Here is a 25587-nt window from a genome sequence, read left to right on the forward strand (position 1 = left end):
GGGGTCCCGCCGCCGGGAGCGAAGGCGACGTCGGCGGGACCACCGGCACGTACGCCGGCGGCGTGCTGTCGACCACCTCGAAGATGACCGTGAAGCTGCCGTCGCTCAAGGCGTTCGGCATCCCGCTGGGCGGCGGCGAGAAGTGCCAGACCGCCGAGCCGTCCGAGATCAAGCTGAAGTCCACCGAGTCCTTCTTCAACCCGTCGAAGGGCGGGCCGCTGAAGGCCTCCGACTACAAGATCTCCAAGCTGCAGGACTGCGGTGCCCTGACCGGCATCCTCAGCCTCTTCACCTCCGGCTCCGGCAACACCATCGACATCGTCCTCACGCCCAAGACCCAGGGCTGACCCGCACCCGAGAGGGGCCTTCGCCGCGCCGCGGCGGAGGCCCCCGCCAGGAAGAGACCCCGATGACCGGAAGTCCCCGGACGCCCGCCGTCGTCCTGGCGCTGCTGCTCGCGCTGGCGGCGGTCGCGGCCGAGCCCCTCGCCCGGCGGCCCGCCCGCGCGCAGCCCGCCGAGGCCGACCTGGCGTACACCTGCGCCTTCCCCGCCGGACCGGCGAAGACCGGCGTGACGGTCTCCGGCGCCTTCCCTGACACCGGTACGGCGGGGCAACCCCTCGCCCCCGGCCGCATCACCCTGACCCTCACCGTCCCCCGCACCGCGCTGCCCGACGCGGCCGCGACCGCGGCGGCCACGGCCGACCTGGCGATGGCGCTCGTGCAGGGGGCCGCCTCCACTCCCGTGGACTGGCCCGCCTTCACGCTTCCGGCCGCGTCCGTCCCCGCATCCGGCGACCTGACCCTGACGGGCTCGGCCGCCGTCCCCGCGGTGACCCCTTCCGCGGAGGGGAGCGCGGTCTTCACCGCGGGCGCGTTGAAACTGGCGCTGACCTCGAGCGGGGGCGAGACCGCCGACGTCTCCTGCACCCCCGAACCCGGCACCGCCACGGCCGTGGCGACCGTCCCGGTGGCGTCCGGGGCAGCCCCCGGCACACCCCCCGAATGCGGGAAGATCACCGTCGATCCCGCCAACCCCGGCAACACCGGCTGCGCCTACATGTCGGGTTTCGCGAACGTCACCAAGCTCGGCGCGGCCACCCTGCTGAACGACCCCGCGGCCCCCGGGCCGGCGCTGACCAACGTCATCGTCCACCCGCCGAAGGCCGGCCACCTCCTGGTGGACTTCCAGTTCGCCTCGCCGCTGCGCGCCCGCTCGACGTTCCTGGTGTTCGGCTTCATGCCCGCCACCGCCGTCATCGAGATGGCCCAGCGGGAGAAGGGCCTCGTCGACCTCGCCATCGCCACCGGGAAACTGACCGTCACCGGCGAGATGGAAATCCGGATCACGGAGGCCTCCGTCAACGGCACCCCCATGAGAGTGGGTTCCCGATGCCGCAGCAGAACTCCGGCGAAAATCGAGGCGACCGGCGGAGAGGATTACAAGAATCCGCTCCTCGGCGGTTCACTCAATGGCACTTTCGCCATTCCCGAATTCACCGGATGCGGAGTCGGCGAAGACCTCAGCCGTATTTTCTCCGGTGCCGTCTCCGGCTCCGGAAACCTCCTCAAGCTCGTGCAGGGACCCGTGTGCGCGCCCCCCGACCCCGGTGAGTGCCCGCCCCGGGTCCCCGAACCCCGACGATGACCCCGAAGAAAGGCGACCCGTGCGGATCAGGATGAGAGTGGCGGGCCTGGCGCTGGCCGCGACGGGAGCCGTCTGCGTGACGGGCCCCGCCGCGGCCGACCCGGTGACCCTGGAACTCCGGTACCGGTGCAACTTCCCGTTGATACCGGACGACCCGGTCATGGTGCGCGTCACCACCGACCTGCCCCGGCGCCTGGCCGTCGGCGAGCGCATGCCGCCCATCACGCTGGAGACCGCGGACACCGTCAGCGCCTACGCCGCCAAGGGCCTGACCACCATGTACGCCGCCACGCTGGAGGGCACCGCCGACGCCTCCGCCACCCTGACCACCCCCGACGGGATGGAACTGCCCCTCACCGTCCCCAACACCCTGGAGAAGACCGAGATCCCCAAGGGCGCGGAGTTCACCGTGAAAAGCCGCGGCTCGACCCCCGGCCTGGTCTTCGACACCCCCGGCGAGGCCCGGATCACCGTGGGCGACCTGCTGCTGAAACTGACGCCCCGCGAGGCGTCCGGAGAGCTCACCGGCCTCGGCGCCTTCGAGTCCGAGTGCGTCCAGGACCCCGGCCAGAACGACGTCCTGGCCGTCATCCAGGTCGGCGACGACCCCGGCCCGGGCGGCTACACCGCCGAGGGGTCCACCTTCGTCAAGGCCGGCTCGGCCACCCTCCCGCTGACCGGCACCCTCGACGGCGGTCCCACCGGCGGCACGTTCAACGGGAACCTCGCTCTGAACAGGACGACGGGCACCTTCAAGGCGCTGGGCTTCCTCCCGGTCGTCGCCGACGCCGTCTTCACCCCCACCGGCGCGCTGACCGGCACCCTCGCGGGCGAGGCCCTCTCCGCCTCCGTGGAGACGAACCTGTCCCTGCCCTCGGCCCGCCTGTTCGGCCTGCCCCTGAGCACGGAGGACTGCCGCACCTCGGCTCCCACCCGGCTGGACCTGAAGTCCCCGTCCTTCACCCCCGCGGCGGGCGGCACCCTCACCGCCGCCTACGCCCTCCCCGCGCTCACCGGCTGCGGCCTGTTCACCCCGCTGATCAACGGCTTCACCGCAGGCCAGGGCAACACCATCTCCCTCACCTTGAAGCCCGCCTGACCACAGGTGAAGAGGGGGCGCCGCGACGGCGCCCCCTCTTCACCTGTGTCGTGTCAGCAGTTCGTGGTCGCGTCCCTGCCCGCGATGCGGTCGGTGAGGAAGGACAGGGCGTCGGCGTTGCCGCGCTGCACGCCGCTGAGGTGGCCGGCGTCGAAGGTCTTCCAGGTGAGCTTCACGCCCTTGCTGCAGTAGGTGCTCCGCAGGGTCGCGGCCTGCTGGTGGTCGACGAGTTCGTCGTTCGTGACGTGGTACTGGAACACCGGGACGGCGATGGTCGAGCCGCCCAGCTTGTTGGCGCCGTAGGCACGCTGCCAGGCCGCGTCGGCGAGCGGGCTGCGGGTGAAGTAGTCGGCGACGCTGCGGCCCTGGTAGTCGGCGAACAGTTCGATCGCGCAGTCGTTCTCGCGCATGGCGGCGAAGGCGGCGCGGCCGTTCTCGTTGAGCACGCCGTCGAGGCCCAGCCCGTAGGCGTTGTCCAGGCCGATGAGCGCGTTCATGAGGAAGCCGAAGCCGACCCCGCCGTTGAGGGCGAGGGAGACGAGGGCCAGGTCGCCCGGGACGCCGCCGCCGACCACCCCGACCAGGTTCAGTTCGGGCGCGTAGGACGGCTGGAGCTCGCCCGCCCACATCGCGGCGCCCCCGCCCTGGGAGTAGCCGCGGAAGGCGACCTTCGCGTCCGCGGACAGGCCCGCGGCGGGCAGCCGCTGGGCGGCGCGGACGGCGTCGATGAGCGCGGGCCCGGTCGAGCGGCCCACCACGTAGGTGGTCTTCGGGTCCGGGTGGTACCCCTCGTAGTCGGTCACCGCGACGGCCCAGCCCCTGGCCAGCATGTCGTTGACGGCGGGCTGCTCGTAGAAGGCGCCGTCATCGATCATCCGGGAGGGCGCGCACCGGTAGGCGGGACCGTGCGTGCCCGGCCCGAACCCGACGACCGGGGCCGTCGACCGGTCGCCCTTCCTGGGCACGAGCACCATCCCCGTCACCGCGTTCGGTTTCCCCTGGGCGTCCGTCGACAGGTACATCACCTCCCACGCGTCGGCCAGCGCGCGGGCCCCGGGCGGGCCCGCCTTGGCGGGGCGCGAACGGATGACGTCTCCGGGCGCGCCCTGGGGCAGCGGGCTCGGCGGGGTGGAGAACGCGTCGTCCGCCGCGTCGGCCGCGCCGACCGCGGGGAGGGCCGGCGGGGGAGCCGCCGAGGCCTTCACCGCCGCCCCGGCGAGTCCGCACGCGACGCCGGTGAGCGCGACCAGGGTCAGTACGAGGGAGTTGCGGCCGCCGGGCGGCCCCGTCCTGGCATTCAATTGTCGACCTCTTCCGCCGGTGGCTGTTCCCGGGAATCCAAGGTCGACAAGCTACCGATCGGGCGGTCCGGGCACCTGCGCCGGAATTGATGATTTCATGGCGCCGGCCGCTCAGTTCATGCGCGGTCCGGAGAATCGATGGACTCGGCACAAACAAGTTCCTTTTAAATGTGCGCCGACTGACAATGCAAGCCCGCCGGGCATTTCTAGGCTCTCCTCACCCACCCGAAACAAGGAGTATCACCATGGCACGGCGATGGATTCTCGCCGCACTGCTGGCCGTCGCGGCCGGCGGCGCGGCGGCGGGCTGCTCGTCCGGCGGGGAGAAGGAGGCGGCGGCCAAGACCCCGCTGCTCGGCCCCGAGGCCGAGTGGGCCGAGAAGGTCTGCACGACGGTGGCCGGACAGGGCCTCCAACTGAAGATGCCCGCCCTGGACGCGAGCCAGGGCGCCCAGGCCAAGAAGGGCATCGTCGACTTCCTCACCCAGGTGTCGGCTCAGATGCAGAAGATGGACGAGGGCCTGCGCGCCGCCGGGCCGCCCCCGGTCGACGGCGGCCAGGAGAAGGTCGACAAGGCGCTCACCCGGCTGGACGGCGCGCGCAAGGCCGTCGGCAGGGCGACGACGACCCTGAACAAGGCGGAGGTCACCGACGAGAAGTCGCTGCAGGCCGCGCTCGGCTCGGTCGCCAAGGTGATGGTGAAGTACGGCGAGTACCAGGGCCCGCTGCAGGATCTCAAAGTCGCCGACCCCAAGCTGAACATCGCCTTCCTGGCCGAGCCCTCCTGCCGGGGCGTGAGCTGACCCGTGGCCACCCCCCTGATCGGCGTCCCGGCCGCCGCGCTGCGCCAGACGGGACGGCTGTTCGCGCTCGGCGCGACGGTGCTCGCGCTGACGTTCAAGCGGCCGTTCCAGTTCCGCGAACTGGTGGAGCGGTTCTGGTTCATCGCCGGGGTGACGATCGTGCCGACGGCGCTGGTCACCGTCCCGTTCGGCGCGATCATCTCGCTCCAGGTCGGCTCGCTCACCCAGCAGCTCGGCGCGCAGTCCTTCACCGGCGGCGCCAGCGTGCTGGCGATCATCCAGCAGGCGAGCCCGCTGATCGTGGCGCTGCTGATCTCGGGGGTGGCCGGGTCGGCCATCTGCGCCGACCTCGGCTCCCGCAAGATCCGGGAGGAGATCGACGCGATGGAGGTGCTCGGGGTCTCCCCGGTGCACCGCCTGGTGGTACCGGGCGTCTGGGCGTGCGTGCTGGTCGCGGTGCTGCTCAACGGGCTGGTGTCCGTCGTCGGCGTCGCGGGCGGGTACGTCTTCAACGTCCTGATGCAGAACGGCACGCCCGGCGCGTACCTGTCGAGCTTCTCCGCCCTGGCGCAGCTGCCCGACCTGTACGTCAGCGAGTTCAAGGCGCTGCTGTTCGGCTTCATCGCCGGGGTCGTCGCCGCTTACCGGGGCCTGAACCCCGCGAGCGGCCCCAAGGGCGTGGGCGACGCGGTCAACCAGGCCGTCGTCATCACCTTCCTGCTGCTCTTCTTCGTCAACGCCGTCCTCACCGCGGTCTACCTGCAGATCGTCCCCCCGAAGGGAGGCTGAGCCGATGGCCGTGCTCACCGTGTTCGCCGGGCTCGCCAGGCGGGTCCGCAACCCGCTGTCCTATCTGGACACCCCGGGGGACCAGCTGCTCTTCTACGTCCGCGCGCTGCGCTGGACTCCCAGGGCCGTGCGCCGCTACCTCAAGGAGATCCAGCGGCTGCTGGCCGAGGTCGCCTTCGGCAGCGGCGGCCTGGGCGTGGTCGGCGGCACCGTCGGGATCATGATCTCGATCACCCTGTTCACCGGGATAGTCGTGGGACTGCAGGGTTACGCCGCGCTCCAGCAGATCGGCACCGCCGCGTTCACCGGCTTCACCTCCGCCTACTTCAACACCCGCGAGATCGCCCCGCTCGTCGCGGGCCTGGCGCTCAGCGCGACGGTCGGCGCGGGCTTCACCGCCCAGCTCGGCGCGATGCGCATCAACGAGGAGGTCGACGCGCTGGAGGTGATGGGCATCCCCAGCCTGCCCTACCTCGTCACCACCCGGATCGTCGCGGGCGCGGTCGCGATCATCCCGCTGTACGGCATCGGGCTGCTCAGCTCGTATCTGGCGTCGCGGCAGGTCACGGTCTGGTTCAACGGCCAGTCGGCCGGAACCTACGACCACTACTTCGCGCTGTTCCTGGCCCCCGTGGACGTGCTGCTGTCGTTCCTCAAGGCCCTGGTCTTCAGCGTGCTGGTGATCCTCTCGCACTGCTACCACGGATTCCGCGCGTCCGGCGGCCCCGCTGGGGTGGGTGCGGCCGTCGGACGCGCGGTCAGGACGTCGATCGTGCTCATCAGCGTCACCGACTTCTTCCTCAGCCTCGCCCTGTGGGGCACCACGACCACGGTCAAGGTCGCCGGATGAACAGGCGATCGGGGTTGAACAAGCAGAGGTGTGCGGGTGTGGTGTTCCTTTTGATCCCGGCCCTGCTGGTGTGGTTGTCGATCGCCGTCTACGACAAGCGCTTCACCCGCGTCGGCATGGTGACGCTGGAGACCGGCACCGCCGGCAGCGAGATGCACCCGTACGCGGACGTGAAGCTGCGCGGCGTCCGCGTCGGCGAGGTCCGCGAGATCGACGCGGACGGCGAGGGCGCGCGGCTGGCGCTCGCGCTGGAGCCGGACAAGCTCCGGCTGCTGCCCGCGAACGTGACGGCCCAACTGCTGCCGACGACGCTCTTCGGCACCCGGTACGTGGCGCTGATCCCGCCGGAGCAGCCCAGCCCGGAGCGGTTGAAGGCGGGCGGGACGATCGGTCAGGACCGCTCGCACAACGCCGTCGAACTCCAGCAGGTGCTCGACGACCTGCTGCCGCTGCTGCAGGCCGTCCAGCCCGCGAAGTTGTCGGCCACCCTCACCGCGATCGCCCAGGCCCTCGACGGGCGGGGAGAGCGCCTCGGCGAGACCCTGGTCGAGCTGGACGCCTACCTGAAGAAGCTCAACCCGTCCCTGCCCGCCCTCAACCGCGGCATCCGCGAGCTGGTGGAGCTCACCGGCCACTACGACGAGGCGATCCCCGACCTGCTGGCCGCCATGTCCGACCTGACCGTCACCAGCCGGACCCTCGCCGACCAGAAGGCGAACCTCGCGTTGCTGTACGACACCGTCACCTCGGCCTCGCAGGACCTCACGTCCTTCCTGAAGGCGAACTCCGAGACGTTCATCCGCCTGTCGGCACGCGGCAAGCCCACCCTGAAGCTCTTCGCGCAGTACTCGCCGGAGTTCCCCTGCGTGCTGAAGACCCTCACCGAGTTCGTCCCGAAGATGGACGAGGTGCTCGGCAAGGACACCGGACGCCCCGGCGTGCGCGTCAGGGTCCGGACCGCCCCGAACCCCGGCGCCTACCGGCCGGGCAAGGACCGGCCGGTCTACGACGCCAGGGGCGGCCCCGCCTGCTACCCCGTCCCGTACACCAACGCCAAGGTGGCGCGCGGCGGCCTCGGCCTCGCCAACTCCCCGCAGGAGAACACCCTGCTGAACGAGCTGATCGCCCCCGAACTCGGGGAGCCCGCCCAGGTCCTGCCCGACTGGAGCAGCGTCCTGGTCGGCCCGCTCTACCGGGGCGCGGAGGTGACCGTCCAGTGAAACGCAAGGGACTGGCCGCGCCGCTGGTCAAGTCGGCGCTGTTCATCGTGACGACGGTGCTGGCCACCGTCGTGCTGGGGGTGACGATCGCCCAGAGCGGCTCCGGGGACACCGTCTCCTACCGGGCTCGTTTCACCGACGCCTCCGGGCTGCGGGCGGGCGACAGCGTCCGGATCGCCGGGGTCCAGGTCGGCCGGGTCGAGCGGCTGCGGATCGTCGACCGCAGGCTCGCCGAGGTCGTCTTCTCCGTCGAGAAGGGACGCACGCTGCCGGCCACCGCCACGGCCGCGGTGAAGTGGCTGAACCTCGTCGGCCAGCGGTATCTGGATCTCGGCCGGGGTGCGGGCCTCGGGGGAGCGCTGCCTCCGGGCGGCCTCATCCCGCCGGAGCGCACGGTCCCCGCCGTGGACCTGACCCAGCTGTTCAACGGCTTCCAGCCGCTGTTCCAGGCACTGTCCCCGCAGGACGTCAACAGGCTCGCCGACTCCCTCATCCAGGTGCTGCAGGGCCAGGGCGGGACGCTGGAGACGCTGCTGTCCACGGTCGGCTCGCTGACCACCGCGATCGCCGCGAAAGACCAGGTGATCGGCCAGGTCATCACCAACCTGAACACCGTGCTGGAGACCGTCAACGCCCGCGGCGACCGCTTCGGCGGCCTCATCTCGACGCTGCGCGCGCTGGTGTCGGGCCTGGCCGCCGACCGCGAACCCATCGGCGAGGCCGTCGAGGCGCTCGGCGACCTCACCGAGACCACCACGTCCCTGCTGGAGGACGGCAGGGAGCCGCTCCGCGCCGACATCGCCGAGCTGGGACGGCTGTCGCGCAACCTCGAGCGGGACGAGCCCACCGTCGAGCGGTTCCTGGAGCGGCTGCCGACGAAGCTCGAGACGATCGCGCGACTCGGCTCCTACGGCTCCTGGCTGAACTTCTACGTCTGCGAGGCCACCGTGACCGGCGTCTCCTACAAGCAGTACCCGGGGGAGACCCCGCCCCCTCTCGCCCCTGTCACCGGGGATGCGGCGAGGTGCGGATCGTGATCCGGCCCCGACCCAGGCTCGGCGGACGCCGCCGCAGGCGGATCGCCGACCGGAACCCGATCGCCGTCGCCGTCGTCGGCCTGCTGCTGATGGGCCTCGTCGGCGGCCTGGCCTACTCGGCGGAGGACCTGCCGCTCATCGGCGGCGGCACCACCTACAGCGCCGGCTTCACCGAGGCCGCCGGGCTGCGTCCCGGAAGCGAGGTGCGGATCGCAGGGATGAAGGTCGGCAAGGTCACCCGGGTGGCGCTGGACGGCGCCGAGGTGCGTGTCGGCTTCCGCGTCCAGGACGTGTGGATCGGCGACGCCAGCACGGTCGCCATCGCCATCAAGACGGTCCTGGGCGACAAGTACCTGGCGGTCGACCCGCTGGGAACCTCCGCCCAGAACCCGAAGGAACGCATCCCGACCAGCCGCACCACCTCCCCCTACGACGTGGTGACCGCCTTCCAGGACCTGTCGGGGACGATCGACCAGATCGACACCGAGAAGCTCGCCCAGAGCCTCGACACCCTGGCCGAGACGTTCTCCGGCACCGCTCCCGGCGTCCGCAAGACGCTGTCGGGCATGTCGGCCCTGTCGAAGACCATCGCCTCACGGGACGACGAGCTGGCCGGGCTCTTCGAGGGGACCAAGAAGGTCAGCGGGCAGCTCGCCGACCGCACGTCCGACTTCGAGGTGCTGCTCCGCGACGGCAACCTCCTGCTCGGCGAGCTCAGACGCCGCCGCCAGGCCATCCGCGGCCTCCTCGTCGGCACCCGCACCCTGTCCGAGCAGCTCTCGGGCTTCGTCGACGACAACCAGAAGCAGCTCGGACCCACCTTGGAGGCGCTCGGCGAGGTCGCCGACGTGCTCCAGCGCAACCAGGACAACCTGGACCGGGCGCTGAAGCTGACCGCCCCCTACACCCGGCTGCTAGGCAACGCCCTGGGCAACGGACGCTGGATGGACGGTTACCTGTGCGGCCTCGTCCCGGGCTCCTACCAGTCCGACCCCCCGGCGGCGGGCTGCCTTCCGCCCAAGCGAGAGGGGCAGTGAGATGCTCCGAAGACTCCTGCCCGTCCTCGCCTTCGCGGCGGCCGTCGCCGTGGCCGTGGCGCTCGTCCCCGTCCTTCGCGGTCCCGCGGGCACCCGCATCACCGCCTATTTCCCCCTGGCGATCGGCGTCTACGCCGGCTCGGAGGTCAGGGTCCTGGGCGTGAAGACCGGCACGATCGACTCGGTGCGCCCCGAAGGCACCCGCGTGAAGGTGGCGCTGACCGTCGACCACGGTGTGCGGATCCCCGCCGACGCCCGCGCCGTCGTCATCGCTCCCAGCCTCGTCTCCGACCGCTACATCCAGCTCGTCCCCGCCTACACCGGAGGTCCCGTCATGCCGTCCGGAGCGGTCGTCCCGCAGGAGCGCACCGCCGCTCCCGTAGAGCTGGACCAGCTCTACGACAGCATGAAACGCCTCGCCACGGCACTCGGCCCGGACGGAGCCAACCGGGACGGAGCGGTCAGCCGCGCCCTGGAAGCGGGCGCGGAGAACCTCGAAGGCAACGGCACGGACGTCCGGCGGCTGATCGACGACTTCGCGCAGGCGTCCAAGACGCTCTCCACCTCCAAGGACGACCTGTTCGGCGCGATCGGCGACCTCAACGAGTTCACGTCCATGCTCGCGGCGAACGACGGGCAGGTCCGCAAGGCCGAACGGCAGCTCGCGGCGGTCTCCGGCTTCCTCGCCGAGGACCGCGACGAGCTGGCCGCGGCCCTCACCCACCTCACCCGGGCCATGGTCGAGGTGAGGTCCTTCATCAAGGACAACCGGGCGCTCGTCCGGCAGGACGTGGAACGCCTCGAGAAGATCACCAAGGTGCTGGTGCGGCAGCGCGCCGCCCTGGCCGAGGCGCTGGACACCCTCCCGCTCACCGTCCAGAACGTCCTCAACGCCTACGACCCGGCCACCCGCTCCCTGCGCGGCCGGGGCAACGTCCTGGAGCTCATGCCCCTGGGGGAGGTCCGGTGAGAAGGCTGCTGGCGGGCCTCCTGCTCCTCACGACGGCCGGGTGCGGGCTGCCGGGCCTGGACGACGTCACCCTGCCGGGCGGCGCGGACCTCGGCGACCATCCGTACACCGTGCACGCGGAGTTCGCCGACGTGCTGAACCTCGTGCCGCAGGCCGCGGTGAAGGTCAACGACGTGCCCGTCGGCAGGGTCACCGGCGTGGACCTCGCCGCCGACGGCTGGACGGCCAGGGTGAGCATGATCGTCAACGGTGGGGTGAGGCTTCCCGCCGACGCGCAGGCCCAGGTGAAGCAGTCGAGCCTGCTGGGCGAGAAGTTCATCCAGCTCTCCGCCCCGCCCGCAGGGGCCGGGACGCTCACCGGCGGGGCGGTCATCCCCGTCGAGCGCACCAACCGCAACACCGAGGTCGAGGAGGTCTTCGGCGCGCTGTCGCTGCTGCTCAACGGCGGCGGGATCAGCCAGTTGCGGACCATCACCACCGAGCTGAACAAGGCGGTGGACGGCAACGAACCGGCCATCAGGAGCCTGCTCGGCCAGGTGTCGAAGCTCGCCTCCCAGCTGGACGGCAACAAGAAGGCCATCACCGACGCGATCGACGGGATGAACCGGCTGTCGCTCACCCTCGCCCGGCACAAGGGCGAAGCGGGCGACGTCCTGGACCACCTGGGGCCCGGCCTGGACGTCCTGGCCGACCAGCGCGCCGAGCTCGTCGGGATGCTCGAGGCGCTGGAGGACCTCTCGAGGATCGCGACGCGCACGATCGACCGGAGCAAGAAGGACCTGATCGAGGACCTGAAAGCGCTGGAGCCGACCCTGAAACGCCTCGCCGACTCCGGACGCGACCTGCCGCGAGCGCTGGAGGTGCTCTTCACCTACCCCTTCACCGACGCCGTCCTGCCCGCCGTCAAGGGCGACTACCTCAACTCCTATCTGACGGTCGCCGCGGTGGAGGGCACCGAGCTCATCCCGCCGATCAGCGCGCCCTCCCCGGAGAAGCCCGCGGAACCGGAGGCACAACCGTGATCACCCTCGGCACCCGGCTGAAGAACCTCGCCTTCCTGGTCATCGGCGTGCTCTCCCTCACCCACATCGCCGTGAACTACGCCGACCTGGGGAAGTACATCGGGCTGGGCGGCACCTACACCGTCCACGTCGAGCTGGCGCAGGCGGGCGGTCTGCTCCCCAACGCAGACGTCACCTACCGGGGCGTCTCGGTCGGCCGGGTGGGGGCCCTGCACCTGACGGACGACGGCGTCCGCGCGGACCTGCGGCTGGAGGACTCCGCGCCGAAGGTCCCGGCCTCCGTCCAGGCCGTCGTGGCCGGGCGTTCCGCCGTCGGCGAGCAGTACCTCGACCTGCGGCCCTCCACGGAGTCCGGCCCGTACCTGAAGGAGGGTTCGGTCGTCCCGCGCGCCGCCACCACGCTGCCCGCGCCCGTCACCGACCTGCTCGCCGGGCTGGACGGCTTCGCCTCGTCGGTGCCGCTGGACGCGCTGCGCACCGTCGTGGAGGAGCTCGGCCTGGCCTTCACCGGGCAGAGCCCCGACCTGCAGGCGCTGCTGGACCACGGCGGGGACTTCGTCGCCGCCGCGAACGAGCACAGCGCGCAGACGACCGGGCTGATCGAGAACGGCGAGGCGGTGCTGCGCACCCAGAACCAGGAGGCCGCCGCGCTGAAGGACTTCGCGTCCGGGGCGAGGCTGCTGGCCGCTCAGCTGAAGAAGTCCGACCCCGACCTGCGGAAGCTCATCGCGACCGTACCCGGCGCGGCGGCCGAGGCCGGCGGGCTCGTCCGCGACCTCGACCCGGAGCTCGGCCTGCTGCTCTCGCATCTGCTGAACACCTCCGACGTGCTGTACACGCGGGGGCCCGCGCTGCGCGAGCTGCTCGTACGGGCCCCGGCCGCGATCGCCGCGGGCTCCTCGGTAGTCCAGGACGGAAGGCTCGACCTCAGCATGGTCACCACGTTCTTCGACCCGCTTCCCTGCACCCGCGGGTACGGCGGGACCGTCTACCGCAACGGCCTGGACTTCACCGAGATCGGGCTGAACGCGGCGGCCCGCTGCGCGATGCCGGTGTCCAGCGGCGTCAACGTCCGGGGCTCGTCCCGCGCGCCGAAGGGCGGCCCGGTGCCACCCGCCTCCTCGGTCCGGCTTCCCGGAGCGCTGTCACTGCCGCCGCTCGGCGACCGGCCGTCCGACCTGGCCGCCCTGCTCGGGCTCGGTGAGCGGTGAGGCGCCCGCGGCCCGGACGGTGGGCGGTCGCCGCGTCGGCGGTGTTCTTCGCCTGGTCGGCCTGGACGTACCAGGATCAGGGGCCCGACCCGGCCGCCGAACGCGACCGCGCCCTCGCCGAGGGACGGGAGCGGATCGCCGTTCTCAACACCCTCGACCACGCCCGGGCCGAGGCGGGGCGGCGGGCCTGGCTGGCGGCGGCCACCGGGGACCTGCGCGCGCAGCTCGAACGCGAGTCCTCCGCCGAGCGGCTCACTCGCTCGCGCACCTCGGCGACCGGCACGGTGCTGGCCGCCGCCCTCACCTCGTTCGACGGGCGGAAGGGCTCGGCCGGGCTCATCGCGTCCGTCAGCATCCAGATCACCCCCGCGGAGGGGGAGCCGAGCGTCCAGCGCAAACGGTTCACCGCGGACCTGACCCGCACGTCCGGGGGCTGGTTGTTGTCCTCCCTCATCGCACTCCCCGCACAGGACGGATAGCACATGAAGAAACCCGGTCTCCTTCCGTCACTCGCGGCGCTCCTGCCGGCGGTCGCAGGAGCGGCGCTGCTGTACTCGGCGCGACCGCAGGAGCCCCTGGACCGGTCGCTCCTGGACTCCGCCGCGACCGGGGAGGTGATCGCCGAGGTCGGTGACGGGCTGACCCGGGTCCTGTCCTACGGGCCGGACGAACTCGACCGCACCGAGGAGTCCGCGAAGGAGGTGCTCCGGGGGCGGGCCGCCGAGCAGTACCGGGGACTGTTCGCCCGGGTGCGCCGGGAGTCCCCCGCGCAGGGGCTGTCGCTACGCACCCGGGTGGTCAGGGCCGGGGTGGTCGAGCTCATCGACGACCGGGCCGTCCTGCTGGTCTTCCTCGATCAGACCAGCGGCCGTGACGGCGAGCCGGAGGGCGGTCCGGCCGCCGCGCAACTGACCGTCACCGCCCGCCGAGAGGGCGGGCACTGGCGCATCACCGAACTGAAGGCGACCTGAATTGCAGCGGATCCTCATGGCGTTCACCCTCATCGCGGCCCTGTGCGCGGCCTGGTCGGGATGGTCGTGGTACGCGGCGGCCCACGACGACGAGGCGGCCTTCTCCCGGTTGCGGGAGCATGTGCTGCGCGAGGGCGCGCAGGCCGTCCAGAACCTCAACACCTTCGACTACCGAGAGGCGGAGAAGGGGCTCGACCTGTGGGCGGGCTCCACGACCGGCGAGCTGCACCGGCAGATCACCGAGGGCAGGGCCGACTTCGAGCGGCAGGTCGCCAAAGCGCGGACGGTGACCTCCGCGGAGGTCCTGGACGGAGCCGTCGCCGAGCTCGACGAACGCGCGGGCCGCGCCCGGCTGCTGTTCGCGGTCCGGATGACCCTCTCACCGCCCGGCGCCCGGGCGGCCGACAGGCGCATGAGGCTGATCGCCGAGCTGACCCGCACCTCCGGAGGATGGAAGGTCGACGCGTTGACCCGAGCTCCGGGAGGCGCCCGGTGAATCGCAGGCTTCCTCTGCTCCTGAGCGTTCTGGTGCTCGCCTTCGGCGGGTTCGCCGGCTGGGGCGCACACCGGTCGCTGGCCGTAAGGGACACCCCGGATGTCCGCAATGTTGCATTGACTGAGAACGCGCGCACCGCCGAGGTCCTCAGCCGGGTGACCGCGGCGGTGGAGCGGCTCTTCTCCTATGATCATCTCGATCCGGACGAAACCCATCAAGCAGTACGAGAATTGCTCACAGGTGACGCCATAGTGCAATACGAACAGCTCTTCGGCCCGCTCCGGAAGGCCGCGCCGGAACGCGGACTCGTCCTGACGACCAAGGTCAGCCATGCCGCGGTGCGCTCACTGGACGGAGACCGCGCGCACCTGCTGGTGTTCGCCGACCAGATCGGCACCACGGCGGACGACCCCAGAGAGAGCGCCGGGGCGGCGGCGATGCTCGCGGTCGACGCGGTCCGCCGGGACGGCCGCTGGCTCCTGTCCGCGTTGGACAGGCTCGACGGCTGACCGCTAGAGCGGCAAGTGTGACATAACTCGCGCGATAAACGCTTCACCCTTTCAGTCTGGATACAGACGGCTCTCTGTTGAACCATGAGCACAGTGCAAAGACCTGCTCTGCTTCGACGAGAGGAGATCTCGGGCGTGGGCCTGCTCCAGGGGATCTTGGACTACGAGTCTCATCAGAAGGCCCTGGACGATCTCGTACGGCATTACCGGCCGCAGCTGTCGCAGATCGCCCGGGAAGGCGCGGCTGCGATCGAACGATCCATCCCCGACTACGTGCGTCCGCACGACCCGCGTTACGCCGAGGTCGTGCAGAAGGCCGTCGAATACGCCATCGGCCACTGGTTCGACATGGTGGCCGACCCGGCGCTGGAGTCCGACGAGGTCATCGGCTTCTTCCGCGAACTGGGAGTCGGTGAGGCCAGGGAGGGCCGCAGCCTCGAGGCGTGGCAGCGGTCGGCGCGGATCGGCACCCGCGCCGCCATCGACTACATCACCCGCCGCGGCCGGGACGCGTCGCTCGACCTGCCCGGCGAGGTCGTCGGCCAGATCACCGCGTCGGTCCTGGCCTACATCGACCGGCTCGCCGAGGCGGTGGCCGCCGGGCACGCCGAGGCCAGCGCCCGCGAGGTCGGCGAGTACCAGGGCAGGCGCCGCAGACTGCTGGAACTGCTCATCGCCGGGCCCGAACCCGACCTGAAGGAGATCCGCGACCTGGCCGCCAAGGCCGAGTGGACGCTGCCGCAGACGATCGCCGTCGTCGCGGTGCGGGAGCGAGCGGACCTGACCGCGCGCCGCCCCGCGCTGCCCTCGGAGGTCCTGGTGGGGCTGCACCTGAGCGAGCCCTGCCTGATCGTGCCCGACCCCGAGGGGCCCGGGCGGCGCAGGATGCTGGAGCACGGGCTGCGCGAGTGGACCGCGGTCGTCGGGCCCACCGTCCCGCCCACCTCGGCCACCCGCTCCCTCGACTGGGCGAGGCGGGGCCTGGACCTGGCCCGCCGCGGCCTGGTCCCCGCCGACCGGCTGGTCCTGGCGGTCGAGCACCTGCCGTCCCTGATGATCCTGGACCGGCCCGACCTGCTCTGCCAGGTCGCCGAGCGCCGCCTCGGCCGGCTGCTGGAGCTGCGTCCGCGCCAGCGCCGTGTGCTGGCCGAGACCCTGCTGGCCTGCCTGGAGTCCGGTTTCAACGCCACCGAGGTCGCCCAGCGGCTCCACATGCACGCGCAGACCATCCGCTACCGGGTGCGGCAGCTGGAGGGCCTGCTCGGCGAGGGCATCTACGACCCGGCGAGTCGCCTGGAACTGCACATGGTGCTGCACGGCTGGCTCGCTCTGCACCCCGAGACCGTCGAGGAGCATACCGGCCCGGTGCGCGCCGGGTGACGCCGGGGCGGCCACCCGCACTCGACTCATGAAGCGAAGCCCGCCTTTTAGCAGGGCGGGCACTGGAGGCTCCTCGCCGCGGGACACAGAATCTCGCGAGGAAGACGAGGAGCCTTCTCATGACAGAGACCCTTTTGGACGTGAGCTCGTTCGAGGCGCTCCCCCCGCGCCTCGTCCTGCATCTGCGGGCCGATCTGGACCGGGTGGCCGCCGAACTCCTGCGGGAACTGGACGAACGGCCCTCCGGGCGGACGCGCGAGCAGGTGGTGAGCGGCCTGGCGCACTTCACCGACCTGGTGGAGGACCCGCGCGGCGCCTGGCGGAGGCTGGCCCCCTGGTACCAGGACCTCGGCCGCAGGCTCGCCCGCGAGGGGTGCGGCTCCGAGGAGGTCCACCACGGGCTGCGCCAGACCGGCCGGGCCGTGTGGCGCAGCGTGAAGGGCGTCCTGGAGACGCTCGACATCGACCGCCCCACCATCGGGAGGCTGGCCGAGGCGCAGTTCAGCTACATGGACGCGGTCGCCGCCGCGGTCCGCCAGGGATACGAGGCCGAGGGCGAGGCCACCCCCGAGGTGTTCGAACGCAGGCGTTCGGCGCTGCTGTCGTCGCTCCTGTCACCGGACGCCCGCGAGGCCGCCGTCGCCGAGGCCGCCGGGCGCGCCCGCTGGAAGATGCCGGAGACCGCGGCCGTCGCCGTGCTCTCCCCCCGCGACCCCGCTCACCAGCCCGTCCGGCTGCTGTCGGAGGAGGTGCTGGTCGACTGGGGCCGCGCCCGGCCGTGTGCGCTGCTGCCCGAACCCGACGGGCCCGGCCGGACCCGGTTGCTGGAGCCGCTGCTGAAGGACTGGCACGTGGTCCTCGGCCCGCCCGTGCCGTTGTCCGCCGCGGGCGAGTCCCACCGCTGGGCCCAGCGGACCCTGCTCCTGGTGGAACGGGGCGTCGTGCCGGGCGACGGGCTGGTGCGATGCTCCGACCATGTGCCGACCCTGGTGATGTTCGGCGCCAAGAGCCTGCTGGACACCATGGCGCCGACCCGGCTCGCCCCGCTGGAGGGGCTGCCGCCGACGCAGCGGGAGCGGCTCGCCGAGACGCTGCTGTCGCTGCTCGCCCACAAGTTCAACGCCACCGAGGCGGGCCGGTACATGCACGTTCACCCGCAGACCGTGCGGTACCGGTTCCGGCAGTTGGAGAAGCTGTTCGGCGAGGACCTCACCGATCCCCAGAGGTGCCTGGAGATCGAGATGATCCTGCGCACCCGCGGACCCGGAGCCCCGGCCCGCTGACCCGGCTCAGCGGCGGTGCCGCAGCGACCACTCGACGCCGGGACAGCGGTCCATGACCACGTCCAGGCCCGCCGCCAGCGCCCGTTCGGCCGCCGCCACGTCGATCACGTCGAGCGGCAGCCACACCCCCTTGGCCCCCGCCTTGATCGCCTCGTCGACGACCTCGCCCGCGGCCGAGGCGCGCCGGTAGACGCCGACCACGTCGATCGGCACGGGGACCTCCGCCAGGCTCGCGTACGCCTGCTCGCCCAGGACCGGGGCCCGGTCCGGATGCACGGGGATGATCTTCTTTCCGCGCTCCTGGAGCAGCCGCGCCTGGCCGTGGACGGTGCGCGTGGGATTGTCGCTCAGGCCGACGAACGCCCAGGTCTCGGAGTCCCACAACATCCGACGGATCACCGTCTGGTCCGCGAAACGCTCGTCCATCGCCATCCCCCTCCATCCCGCCCGACACGATCCCGCCCGACACGGGCGCTCCCGATCACCGCAACGCCAAAGAGATCCCCGGTATTTCCTATCCTTGAGCCATGCGCGGGATGGAACTGCCGATCCGCGAGGCCCTGCCGCGGCTGCGGGCGGCGGTGGCCTCGGGCACGGCCGTGCTCACCGCCCCGCCCGGCACCGGCAAGACCACCCTGGTCCCACTCGCCCTGGCCGGGCTGCTCGACGGCGGGCCCGCCGCCCGCGTCCTGGTCGCCGAGCCCCGGCGGATCGCGGCCCGCGCCGCCGCCCGCCGCATGGCCTGGATGCTGGAGGAACGCGTCGGCGACCGGATCGGCTTCGCCGTGCGCGGCGAGCACCGGCCCGGCAGCCGTGTCGAGGCCGTCACCACCGGCGTGCTGCTGCAGCGCCTGCAACGCGACCCGGAGCTGGCCGGGATCGACGTGGTCATGGTCGACGAGTGCCACGAAAGGCATCTGGACGCCGACACCGCCCTGGCGTTCCTGCTGGAGGTCCGCCAGACCCTCCGCCCCGACCTGAAGGTGGTGGCCGCCAGCGCCACCGCCGACGCGGCCCGCTGGTCGTCCCTGCTGGAGGACGCGCCCGTCGTCGAGGCCGCCTCCGTCCCCCATCCGCTGGCCGTGGTCTGGGCCCCGCCCGCCCGGGCCGGCGTGCCCGCCCACGGCACCAGGGTGGAACCGGCCTTCCTGGATCATGTGGCGCTCACCGTCCGCCGTGCGTGGAACGAACGGGAAGGCGGCGTCCTCTGCTTCCTGCCGGGGGTCGGCGAGCTCCGGCGGGTCGCCGGGGCGCTCTCCGGCCTTCCGGTCCTGCAACTCCACGGGCAGGCGCCGGCAGAGGTCCAGGAGGCGGCGCTGAGCGGATCGGCCGAACGCAGGGTGATCCTCGCCACCTCGGTGGCCGAGTCCAGCCTCACCCTTCCCGGAATCCGGATGGTCGTCGACTCCGGGCTGGCCCGTGAGCCCCGCACCGACCATGCCCGGGGCCTCGGGGCACTCGCCACCGTCCGGGTCTCCCGCGCCACCGCCGAGCAGAGGGCCGGCCGCGCGGCCCGGGAGGCCCCGGGCGCCGTCTACCGCTGCTGGCACGAGTCGCAGCGGCTCGCGCCGTGGCCGCGGCCCGAGATCGCGTTGGCCGACCTCGCCCCCTTCGCCCTGCACCTGGCCTGCTGGGGGACGACGGACCCGGCGGAGCTCGCGCTGCTCACCCGACCGCCCGAGGCGGCGCTGGCCGCGGCCCGCACGACCCTGCGCGGCCTGGGCGCCCTGGACGGGCACGGCAGGATCACCGAACGGGGCAGACGGCTGAACCGGTTGGGGCTGCACCCCCGGCTGGCGCGGGCGCTGCTCGACGCCTCCCCGCGCACCGGCTCCCGCCGTGCCGCCGAACTCGTCGCGCTGCTCTCCGAGCCGCTGCCGTCCGACGCCCCCGAGGACCTGGTCGCCGCCTGGCACCGGCTGCGCGGTCAGCCGCGCTGGAAGGCCGAGGCCAGGCGGCTCGGCAACGCCCTGTCCGGACACGACGGCCCCGAGCCCTCAGGGGGCCTGTCCGACGAGGCGGCGGCGGGCCTGGTCGTGGCGCTGGCCTTCCCGGAGCGGGTGGCCCGCGCGCGGGCCGCGGGCGGGCACCTCATGGCCTCGGGGACGGGCGCGTCGGTGCCCGGGGGACTGGCGCGGGCGCCCTGGCTGGCGGTGGCGGTGGCCGACCGTCCGGTGGGCGCGGCCTCGGCCCGGGTGCGCCAGGCGGTGGAGATCGACGAGGCGACCGCGCGGGAGGCGGCGTCCGCGCTGCTGGCCGTCCGGCGGGAGGCAGTCTGGGAGGGCGGGACGGTCAGGGCCAGAGAGGTGGAGTGCCTTGGCGCGATCGAACTGGTGTCCAGGCCCGTCGAACCCGATCCGGAGACGGCTCGGGAGGCGGTGCTGGCCGGGCTTCGCACCGCAGGGCCGGATTTCCTCGACTGGAGCGGGGAGGCCCGGCGGCTGCGGGCGCGGCTGGACTTCCTGCACCGCGAGCTGGGGGAGCCGTGGCCGGCGGTGGACGACGCGGCGCTGACGGAGCGGACCGCGGAACGGCTGGTGGGGGAGTTCGCGGGCGGCGCGGTCCGTGGGAGACTTGCGGCGGAGGACCTGCTACGCGGGATGTTGCCGTGGCCGGAGGCGTCGCGGCTGGAGGAGCTGGCTCCCGAGCGGATCGCGGTGCCCAGCGGGTCCCGGATCCGGGTGGACTACTCGGGGGAGCGGCCGGTACTGGCGGTCAAACTCCAGGAGCTCTTCGGCTGGGTCGAGGCTCCCGCGCTGGCCGGGGGAAGGGTCGCGCTGCTGGTGCACCTGCTGTCCCCGGCGGGGCGTCCCGCCGCGGTGACCGCGGATCTGGAGTCCTTCTGGCGTGAGGGGTACCGGGCGGTGCGGGCCGAGCTGAGGGGGCGCTATCCGCGCCACCCGTGGCCGGAGGATCCCGCCTCCGCGGTGCCCACCGCCAGGGCCGGCCGGGCCCTGAACCGGGCTTCGGACGACCGGGCGCGACGGGGGCGCTGAGCGGGAACGGGAACGAGGGGGCGGTGTGAGTTCCCCCTCTTCCCGGTGGCAGTGGTGTTTCGGGGGAACGTCGTGACCTTGTTCCTCCGTTCACCGGTATCGGGCTGGAGAACAGGAGGTCGCAGGTGAGGATCCCCAAACGAGTCAACGCCGTATGGGACTGGGCGGAGCAGCACGGCCGGGCGTTGTCGGCGGGGACGGTCCTTCTCCTCATCGTGGCGGGGGCGTTGTGGTTGCCGGCGCTGGGGGCGCTGGTGGTCGGGACGGTCGTCGGGGGAGTGCTGGTGCGCGGGCGGTCGAAGAAGGAGCTGGTGCGGCTGCGGCTGGACAACGACCAGCTCCTCCGGCAGAACGGGGCGCTGCACCACAAGATCGCGCTGCTGGAGCAGGGGGTCAGGGAGCGGTCCTCGCTGACGACTCAGCAGCTGCCCTTCATTCCGGGCACCGTGGAGCTGCCGGAGTCGACCGAGGCGGACTGATCCAGCCGGGCCAGCACCGAGGAGCAGACGTCGGCCAGCGACTCCAGCTGCCGGGGGGTGAGCACGTCGAAGAGCACCCGGCGGACGCTCTCGACGTGTGAGGGGGCGGCGGACTCGATCGCGGCCAGCCCTTCGGGGGTGAGCACGACGAAGGCGCCCCGCGCGTCCTCCGGGCAGTTCCGCCGGGCGATCAGCCCGCGCTTCTCCATGCGCGCCAGCTGGTGGGAGAGCCTGCTGCGCTCCCAGCGCATGGCGTGCGCCAGTTCTGTGACGCGCAGCCGGTGTTCGGCGCTGTCGGTGAGGTGGACGAGTACCTCGAAGTCGCCGGGGGACAGGCCGGATCCGGCCTGCAGGTCGCGGCCGACCACGGCCCAGAGGTCGGTGTGCATGCGCAGGAAGTCACGCCAGAGGCGTTGTTCCCGCTCGGAGAGCCATCTCGTCATGCCCTCCAGATTACTTGACACGTCACCAATCTTGGCTAGGCTAAGGATTGAAAGTTCAACTTCTTCGGAGGCAGAGATATGAGCACCGCCCTTTCCGCGTTGACCGGCACTTACACCCTCGACCCGAGCCACACCCGCATCGGCTTCTCCGCCCGGCACGCCATGATCACCAAGGTGCGCGGCGCCTTCAACGAGTTCACCGGCAGCGCGCAGGTCGACGGCGACGACCCGAGCCGCTCCTCCGTCGAGGTGAAGATCGCCACGGCCAGCATCGACACCCGCAACGAGCAGCGCGACGGCCACCTGCGCACCGGCGACTTCCTCGAGGTCGAGAAGTACCCGGAGATCACCTTCGCCTCCACCGCCGTCGAGCAGGTCTCCGCCGAGGTCTTCCGGGTCACCGGCGACCTGACCATCAAGGACGTCACCAAGCCCGTCACCGTCGACTTCGAGTTCCAGGGCGCGGCCAAGGACCCGTTCGGCAACGAGCGCATCGGCTTCGAGGGCTCCACCACGATCAACCGCAGCGACTTCGGCGTGACCTTCAACGCCGCGCTGGAGACCGGCGGCATGCTGGTCAGCGAGAAGATCAACCTCGAGTTCGAGGTCTCCGCGATCAAGAGCGCCTGAGCGTCCCCACCGGGGCGGACGGCACCCCCCTGGGGGGGTGCCGTCCGCCCCGTCGTCTCCGGAAAATGATTTCTCCGGCTCCGGAGGGGTGCCTAACATGACGGTCGTGAAGCACATCATCTGGGACTGGAACGGCACGCTCTTCGACGACAGGGACATCGTGCTGAGCGCGAGCGCCGAGGTCTTCAAGGGCACCGAGGCCGAAGGCGTCACCGGAGCGGAGATCATCGCCGCCTACACCCGTCCGATCTGGGTGACCTACGAGAAGCTGCTCGGACGTCCCCTGCGCGAGGGCGAGTGGGAGCGGATGGACAGCCTGTTCCACCTCGCCTACGAGCAGCTCATGGAGACCTGCGAACTGGCGGGCGACTGCCTGGCGGCGCTGAACCGGGTGGCCGAGGGCGGGCGCAGCCAGTCGATCCTGTCGATGGCCGGGCACGAGCACCTGACGAGCACCGTCGGCAGGCTCGGGATCACCCCGTTCTTCGCCCTGGTGGACGGCCTGCGCGACGCCCCTCCCGGAGGCGGGAAGGCCGAGCACATGGTCCGCCACGCCGCCGCGCTGGGCCTGGACCCGTCGGATCTGGTGGTGATCGGCGACGCCGCCGACGACGCCCTCGCCGCCGCCCACATCGGCGCGCGGTCCGTCCTCTACACCGGGGGCATGCAGCGCCGCGAGGAGTTGGAGCTGGCGGGAGCCCCGGTCGTCGACAGCCTCCTGGAGGCCTTGGACCTGGTCGGGGCTTAGACCCGGTGGTAGGTCCAGGTTCCGTTGAGGGTTCCGCCGGAGGCGACCAGCTTCTGGTGGAGGTGCAGCGTGCCGGAACCGCATGTGTAGGTCGCCTGGTACGGGACTCCGCTGAACTCGCCGCGCCTGAGCAGCGAAGCCACCCGCTGGGGGGAGGGGTCGTAGTTCAGCGGGCGGGTCTGGCGGATCTTGAGGGTGGCCGGTCCGGACGCCGAGGCCGCGGTTCCGGTCAGTCTCGTGGTGGAGATCTTCGTCTGCAGGCGCAGCGTCTTGCGGTATCTCAGCCAGCCGGAGACGGGACGCCCGTTGGCCGTGCCGGTCTCGGTGAACCTGCTGGAGGAGTCGAAGGAGTGGGTGGCGGTGCGCCCGTCCAGTCGGAGGCGGGCGCCGGCGCCTCCGCTGAAGCGCAGGTGGGCGGTCGCGGAGTCGACGTGCAGCACGGCCCTGGCGAGTTTCCAGGTGCCGATCGCGCAGCGGGCCGGAGCCGCCGCCGCCGGAGTGCCGATCGCCATTCGGATCGTCACCAGACCTCCCGGTACGCCCATGTTCATCAGCTACGGGACTTTACCGGTGGGAATCGCTTCGCCGCAGTGGCCCGGATCAACTCGGGGTGTAGGCGAGCATGAGCAGGGCGATCAGATGGGACACCACGACCACGACGAGCAGCGTGATGAAGACGAACTTCGCCGGGCCGTGCTCGAAGGTCTTGCCCTCCTCGAGCGGGCCGCGGGCCTGCTGACGGGCCCGGATCTCCTCGTCGAGGGACAGGCGGCGCAGTTTCATGGCCATCTCAGATCTGAGGGGGGACAGCGACGACGACGTCGGCCATGATCCGGACGTAGAGGGCGAAGATGCCGCCGACGGCGACGACGGCCACGCCCGCCCAGAACATGGGCCAGATGCCCAAAGGCAGGCCCAGCGCGCCGATCACGAAGCCGATGAAGATGACCGCGACCGCTACCCAGGACTGGGCCTTGCCCGCGTGAGAACCGCCTCCGTTGCCAGACATGTGTGAGCCTTTCGCCAGGGGTGATGCAACGGGACACAGTGTACCGGCGGGTCTGTCAAGCTCTGTGGCACCCCGGGTAGAGCTTGACCCCGCGAATGCGTGGCACTGTAATCGGCGGATGCACAGGAAGATCCAGGGCGACGGAGTCGAACTCGCGGTCCAGGTGCGGGGGAATCCGTCGGGCCCGACGTTGGTCCTCCTCCACGGCTATCCCGACACCCACCGGGTGTGGGACGGGGTCGTGGAGCGGCTCGCCCCCGGGTTCCGCGTCGTCACCTACGACATGAGGGGCGCGGGGGAGTCCGGCAGGCCGAGGGGCCGTGCCGCCTACCGGTTCGTCCATCTGATGAAAGATCTGCGCGCCGTGCTGGACGAGGCCGGCCCCGGCGGACCGGTGCACCTGGCCGGGCACGACTGGGGCGCGATCCAGGGCTGGGAGGCGGTGACCACCATGCCGGAACGGTTCGCCTCCTACACCGCGATCTCCGGCCCCTGCCTGGACCATGTGGGCGGCTGGAGCCGGAACGGGGCGCGCCCCTCCGCCCGGCTGGCCCAGGCGCTGCGCTCCTGGTACATCGGGTTCTTCCAGCTGCCGCTGCTGCCCGCGCTGGCCTGGCGTTCCGGGCTGGCCGCGCGGATCCTGACCGGCGCCGACGGGCTGCCGGAGGGCGGGCATTTCGCCCCGACCCTGCGGGACGACGGGACCGCGGGCGTCTCCCTCTACCGGGCGAACATGCCCTCCCGGCTGCTGCGGCCGCGGGAACGCTCCACGGACGTCCCGGTACAGGTGGTCATTCCCACCCGCGACCCGTTCGTGACCGCGCACCTGGCCGAATCGGCCCTGCACCACGTCCCCGACCTGCGGTTCGCCAGGATTCCCGCCCGGCACTGGGCCCCGGTGACCCATCCCGAGGAGGTGGCCGGGCTCGTGGCGGAGCACGCGGGCCGGGTGTGATTCTCATCCCCTCCGGACCCGCCGGGACGTCCCGTCGGGCCCGGAGATCGTGTATGGCTGGAGGCATGGCTGAACACGACGCATACGCGGAATACGCCTACCCGGAGGATCCCTGGCTGCGCGCCAACATGATCGCCAGCGTCGACGGCGCCGCCACCCGCGGGGGGCTGAGCGGCGCGCTGGGCAACGAGGCCGACCGTGTGCTGTTCCACAAGCTGCGCGGACTGGCCGACGTGGTCCTGGTCGGCGCCGGGACGGTCAGGGCGGAGGGGTACGGGCCCGCAAGCGTTCCACTGGCCGTCGTGTCCCGCACTCTGGGCTTCGACTACTCCAGCCCGCTGTTCCAGGGGCGGACGATCCTGGTGACCACCGCCACCGCCCCCGGTCTGGCCGAGGCCCGCGACCACGCTGAGGTGATCGTCGCGGGCGAGCACTCGGTCGACCACCGCCTGGCGCTGAAGCTGCTGCACGAGCGCGGTCTCACCAAGGTGCTGTGCGAGGGCGGCCCCAGCCTGCTGGGTCAGCTGGTGGGCGCCGGCCTGCTGGACGAGCTGTGCCTGACCGTCAGCCCGGTGCTGCTGGGCGGCAGCGCGCTGCGCATCCTGCACGGTCCGCCGGCCGCGCAGGAACTGGGGCTGGCGAGCGTAAGGCAGGATGGGGAGCACCTGTTCCTGAGGTACCGCCGCCGCTGAGAGGAGCCC

General features: G+C 71.9%; 29 protein-coding genes and 1 pseudogene. 24 read left to right on the forward strand and 6 right to left on the reverse strand.

What is annotated here, in order from left to right; all coding sequences use genetic code 11:
- The 3 genes and pseudogenes from ABGB12_RS33640 to ABGB12_RS33650 all read left to right on the forward strand — a co-directional run.
- Positions 1-347, forward strand: a pseudogene (locus tag ABGB12_RS33640) (hypothetical protein); the annotation flags it as partial.
- A gap of 62 nt (positions 348-409) precedes the next feature.
- On the forward strand, positions 410-1648 hold the full coding sequence (locus ABGB12_RS33645; protein ID WP_347684353.1) for a DUF6801 domain-containing protein: 1239 nt from the start codon (positions 410-412) through the stop codon (positions 1646-1648).
- 19 nt (positions 1649-1667) lie between these two features.
- On the forward strand, positions 1668-2747 hold the full coding sequence (locus ABGB12_RS33650; RefSeq protein WP_347684355.1) for a DUF6801 domain-containing protein: 1080 nt from the start codon (positions 1668-1670) through the stop codon (positions 2745-2747).
- Between the two features lie 53 nt (positions 2748-2800).
- On the opposite strand, the gene ABGB12_RS33655 is transcribed toward ABGB12_RS33650, so the two are convergent.
- Entirely contained in the window at positions 2801-4048 is a 1248-nt protein-coding gene (locus tag ABGB12_RS33655) for a lipase family protein (protein WP_347684357.1), read from the reverse strand.
- Between the two features lie 245 nt (positions 4049-4293).
- Here ABGB12_RS33655 and ABGB12_RS33660 point away from each other — a divergent pair, with 245 nt between their 5' ends.
- From ABGB12_RS33660 to ABGB12_RS33730, 15 genes are all read left to right on the forward strand, one after another.
- Positions 4294-4851 (forward strand): hypothetical protein, encoded by a 558-nt coding sequence (locus ABGB12_RS33660; RefSeq protein WP_347684359.1) that lies wholly within the window; start codon positions 4294-4296, stop codon positions 4849-4851.
- 3 nt (positions 4852-4854) lie between these two features.
- Positions 4855-5640, forward strand: a complete 786-nt coding sequence (locus ABGB12_RS33665; RefSeq protein ID WP_347684361.1) for an ABC transporter permease — start codon at positions 4855-4857, stop codon at positions 5638-5640.
- 4 nt (positions 5641-5644) lie between these two features.
- Positions 5645-6490: an ABC transporter permease gene (locus ABGB12_RS33670; protein ID WP_347684363.1), complete on the forward strand. Its 846-nt coding sequence runs from the start codon at positions 5645-5647 to the stop codon at positions 6488-6490.
- A 38-nt stretch (positions 6491-6528) separates the two neighbouring features.
- Positions 6529-7710, forward strand: coding sequence for an MCE family protein (locus ABGB12_RS33675; protein WP_347684365.1), 1182 nt, complete (start codon positions 6529-6531; stop codon positions 7708-7710).
- Complete coding sequence (locus ABGB12_RS33680) at positions 7707-8747, forward strand: MlaD family protein (RefSeq protein ID WP_347684367.1); 1041 nt, start codon at positions 7707-7709, stop codon at positions 8745-8747. Before ABGB12_RS33675 ends, ABGB12_RS33680 begins: the two co-directional genes overlap by 4 nt.
- On the forward strand, positions 8744-9784 hold the full coding sequence (locus ABGB12_RS33685) for an MCE family protein (RefSeq protein ID WP_347684369.1): 1041 nt from the start codon (positions 8744-8746) through the stop codon (positions 9782-9784). The genes ABGB12_RS33680 and ABGB12_RS33685 overlap by 4 nt, the downstream gene beginning before the upstream one ends.
- A 1-nt stretch (position 9785) precedes the next feature.
- On the forward strand, positions 9786-10754 hold the full coding sequence (locus ABGB12_RS33690) for an MCE family protein (protein WP_347684371.1): 969 nt from the start codon (positions 9786-9788) through the stop codon (positions 10752-10754).
- Complete coding sequence (locus ABGB12_RS33695) at positions 10751-11776, forward strand: MCE family protein (RefSeq protein ID WP_347684373.1); 1026 nt, start codon at positions 10751-10753, stop codon at positions 11774-11776. Before ABGB12_RS33690 ends, ABGB12_RS33695 begins: the two co-directional genes overlap by 4 nt.
- Positions 11773-12987, forward strand: coding sequence for an MlaD family protein (locus tag ABGB12_RS33700; RefSeq protein WP_347684375.1), 1215 nt, complete (start codon positions 11773-11775; stop codon positions 12985-12987). The genes ABGB12_RS33695 and ABGB12_RS33700 overlap by 4 nt, the downstream gene beginning before the upstream one ends.
- Entirely contained in the window at positions 12984-13466 is a 483-nt protein-coding gene (locus ABGB12_RS33705) for a hypothetical protein (protein ID WP_347684376.1), read from the forward strand. Before ABGB12_RS33700 ends, ABGB12_RS33705 begins: the two co-directional genes overlap by 4 nt.
- Before the next feature lie 3 nt (positions 13467-13469).
- Positions 13470-13958 carry a hypothetical protein gene (locus tag ABGB12_RS33710; protein ID WP_347684378.1) on the forward strand — a complete coding sequence of 163 codons (489 nt, stop codon included), beginning with the start codon at positions 13470-13472 and terminating at the stop codon, positions 13956-13958.
- Position 13959: 1 nt separating this feature from the next.
- Positions 13960-14454 (forward strand): hypothetical protein, encoded by a 495-nt coding sequence (locus ABGB12_RS33715; protein WP_347684380.1) that lies wholly within the window; start codon positions 13960-13962, stop codon positions 14452-14454.
- A complete protein-coding gene (locus ABGB12_RS33720) occupies positions 14451-14963 on the forward strand; it encodes a hypothetical protein (protein WP_347684382.1) in 513 nt (170 codons plus the stop codon). The genes ABGB12_RS33715 and ABGB12_RS33720 overlap by 4 nt, the downstream gene beginning before the upstream one ends.
- A gap of 135 nt (positions 14964-15098) precedes the next feature.
- Positions 15099-16343 (forward strand): helix-turn-helix domain-containing protein, encoded by a 1245-nt coding sequence (locus ABGB12_RS33725; RefSeq protein WP_347684384.1) that lies wholly within the window; start codon positions 15099-15101, stop codon positions 16341-16343.
- Positions 16344-16462: 119 nt separating this feature from the next.
- Positions 16463-17626 (forward strand): helix-turn-helix domain-containing protein, encoded by a 1164-nt coding sequence (locus ABGB12_RS33730; protein WP_347684386.1) that lies wholly within the window; start codon positions 16463-16465, stop codon positions 17624-17626.
- 6 nt (positions 17627-17632) lie between these two features.
- Here ABGB12_RS33730 and ABGB12_RS33735 read toward each other — a convergent pair whose 3' ends face one another.
- A complete protein-coding gene (locus tag ABGB12_RS33735; protein WP_347684387.1) occupies positions 17633-18052 on the reverse strand; it encodes a CoA-binding protein in 420 nt (139 codons plus the stop codon).
- Positions 18053-18153: 101 nt separating this feature from the next.
- Between ABGB12_RS33735 and hrpB the strand changes: the two genes are divergently transcribed.
- Both hrpB and ABGB12_RS33745 read left to right on the forward strand, forming a co-directional pair.
- Positions 18154-20622: an ATP-dependent helicase HrpB gene (hrpB, locus tag ABGB12_RS33740; protein WP_347684389.1), complete on the forward strand. Its 2469-nt coding sequence runs from the start codon at positions 18154-18156 to the stop codon at positions 20620-20622.
- Between the two features lie 125 nt (positions 20623-20747).
- A complete protein-coding gene (locus ABGB12_RS33745; protein WP_347684390.1) occupies positions 20748-21101 on the forward strand; it encodes a hypothetical protein in 354 nt (117 codons plus the stop codon).
- Here ABGB12_RS33745 and ABGB12_RS33750 read toward each other — a convergent pair.
- Positions 21041-21544 carry a MarR family transcriptional regulator gene (locus ABGB12_RS33750; RefSeq protein WP_347684391.1) on the reverse strand — a complete coding sequence of 168 codons (504 nt, stop codon included), beginning with the start codon at positions 21542-21544 and terminating at the stop codon, positions 21041-21043. The two genes, ABGB12_RS33745 and ABGB12_RS33750, sit on opposite strands and share 61 nt — an antisense overlap.
- A 78-nt stretch (positions 21545-21622) precedes the next feature.
- Here ABGB12_RS33750 and ABGB12_RS33755 point away from each other — a divergent pair, with 78 nt between their 5' ends.
- Both ABGB12_RS33755 and ABGB12_RS33760 read left to right on the forward strand, forming a co-directional pair.
- Complete coding sequence (locus tag ABGB12_RS33755; protein WP_347684392.1) at positions 21623-22174, forward strand: YceI family protein; 552 nt, start codon at positions 21623-21625, stop codon at positions 22172-22174.
- 97 nt (positions 22175-22271) lie between these two features.
- Positions 22272-22922, forward strand: coding sequence for an HAD hydrolase-like protein (locus ABGB12_RS33760; protein WP_347684394.1), 651 nt, complete (start codon positions 22272-22274; stop codon positions 22920-22922).
- Here ABGB12_RS33760 and ABGB12_RS33765 read toward each other — a convergent pair.
- The 3 genes from ABGB12_RS33765 to ABGB12_RS33775 form a co-directional block, all read right to left on the reverse strand.
- The gene (locus ABGB12_RS33765; RefSeq protein ID WP_347684396.1) at positions 22919-23446 is read right to left on the reverse strand and encodes a hypothetical protein; all 528 of its coding nucleotides are present in this window, start codon (positions 23444-23446) and stop codon (positions 22919-22921) included. The two genes, ABGB12_RS33760 and ABGB12_RS33765, sit on opposite strands and share 4 nt — an antisense overlap.
- A gap of 76 nt (positions 23447-23522) precedes the next feature.
- Positions 23523-23705: a hypothetical protein gene (locus ABGB12_RS33770; RefSeq protein WP_347684398.1), complete on the reverse strand. Its 183-nt coding sequence runs from the start codon at positions 23703-23705 to the stop codon at positions 23523-23525.
- A gap of 7 nt (positions 23706-23712) precedes the next feature.
- Entirely contained in the window at positions 23713-23931 is a 219-nt protein-coding gene (locus tag ABGB12_RS33775) for an HGxxPAAW family protein (protein ID WP_347684400.1), read from the reverse strand.
- Between the two features lie 118 nt (positions 23932-24049).
- Between ABGB12_RS33775 and ABGB12_RS33780 the strand changes: the two genes are divergently transcribed.
- Together ABGB12_RS33780 and ABGB12_RS33785 are read left to right on the forward strand one after the other, a co-directional pair.
- Positions 24050-24886: an alpha/beta fold hydrolase gene (locus ABGB12_RS33780; protein ID WP_347684402.1), complete on the forward strand. Its 837-nt coding sequence runs from the start codon at positions 24050-24052 to the stop codon at positions 24884-24886.
- Between the two features lie 65 nt (positions 24887-24951).
- On the forward strand, positions 24952-25578 hold the full coding sequence (locus tag ABGB12_RS33785; RefSeq protein ID WP_347684404.1) for a pyrimidine reductase family protein: 627 nt from the start codon (positions 24952-24954) through the stop codon (positions 25576-25578).
- Positions 25579-25587: the final 9 nt, after the last annotated feature.

It is taken from the genome of Actinocorallia sp. B10E7 (assembly GCF_039871655.1).
In the GTDB taxonomy this organism is placed as follows: domain Bacteria; phylum Actinomycetota; class Actinomycetes; order Streptosporangiales; family Streptosporangiaceae; genus Actinocorallia.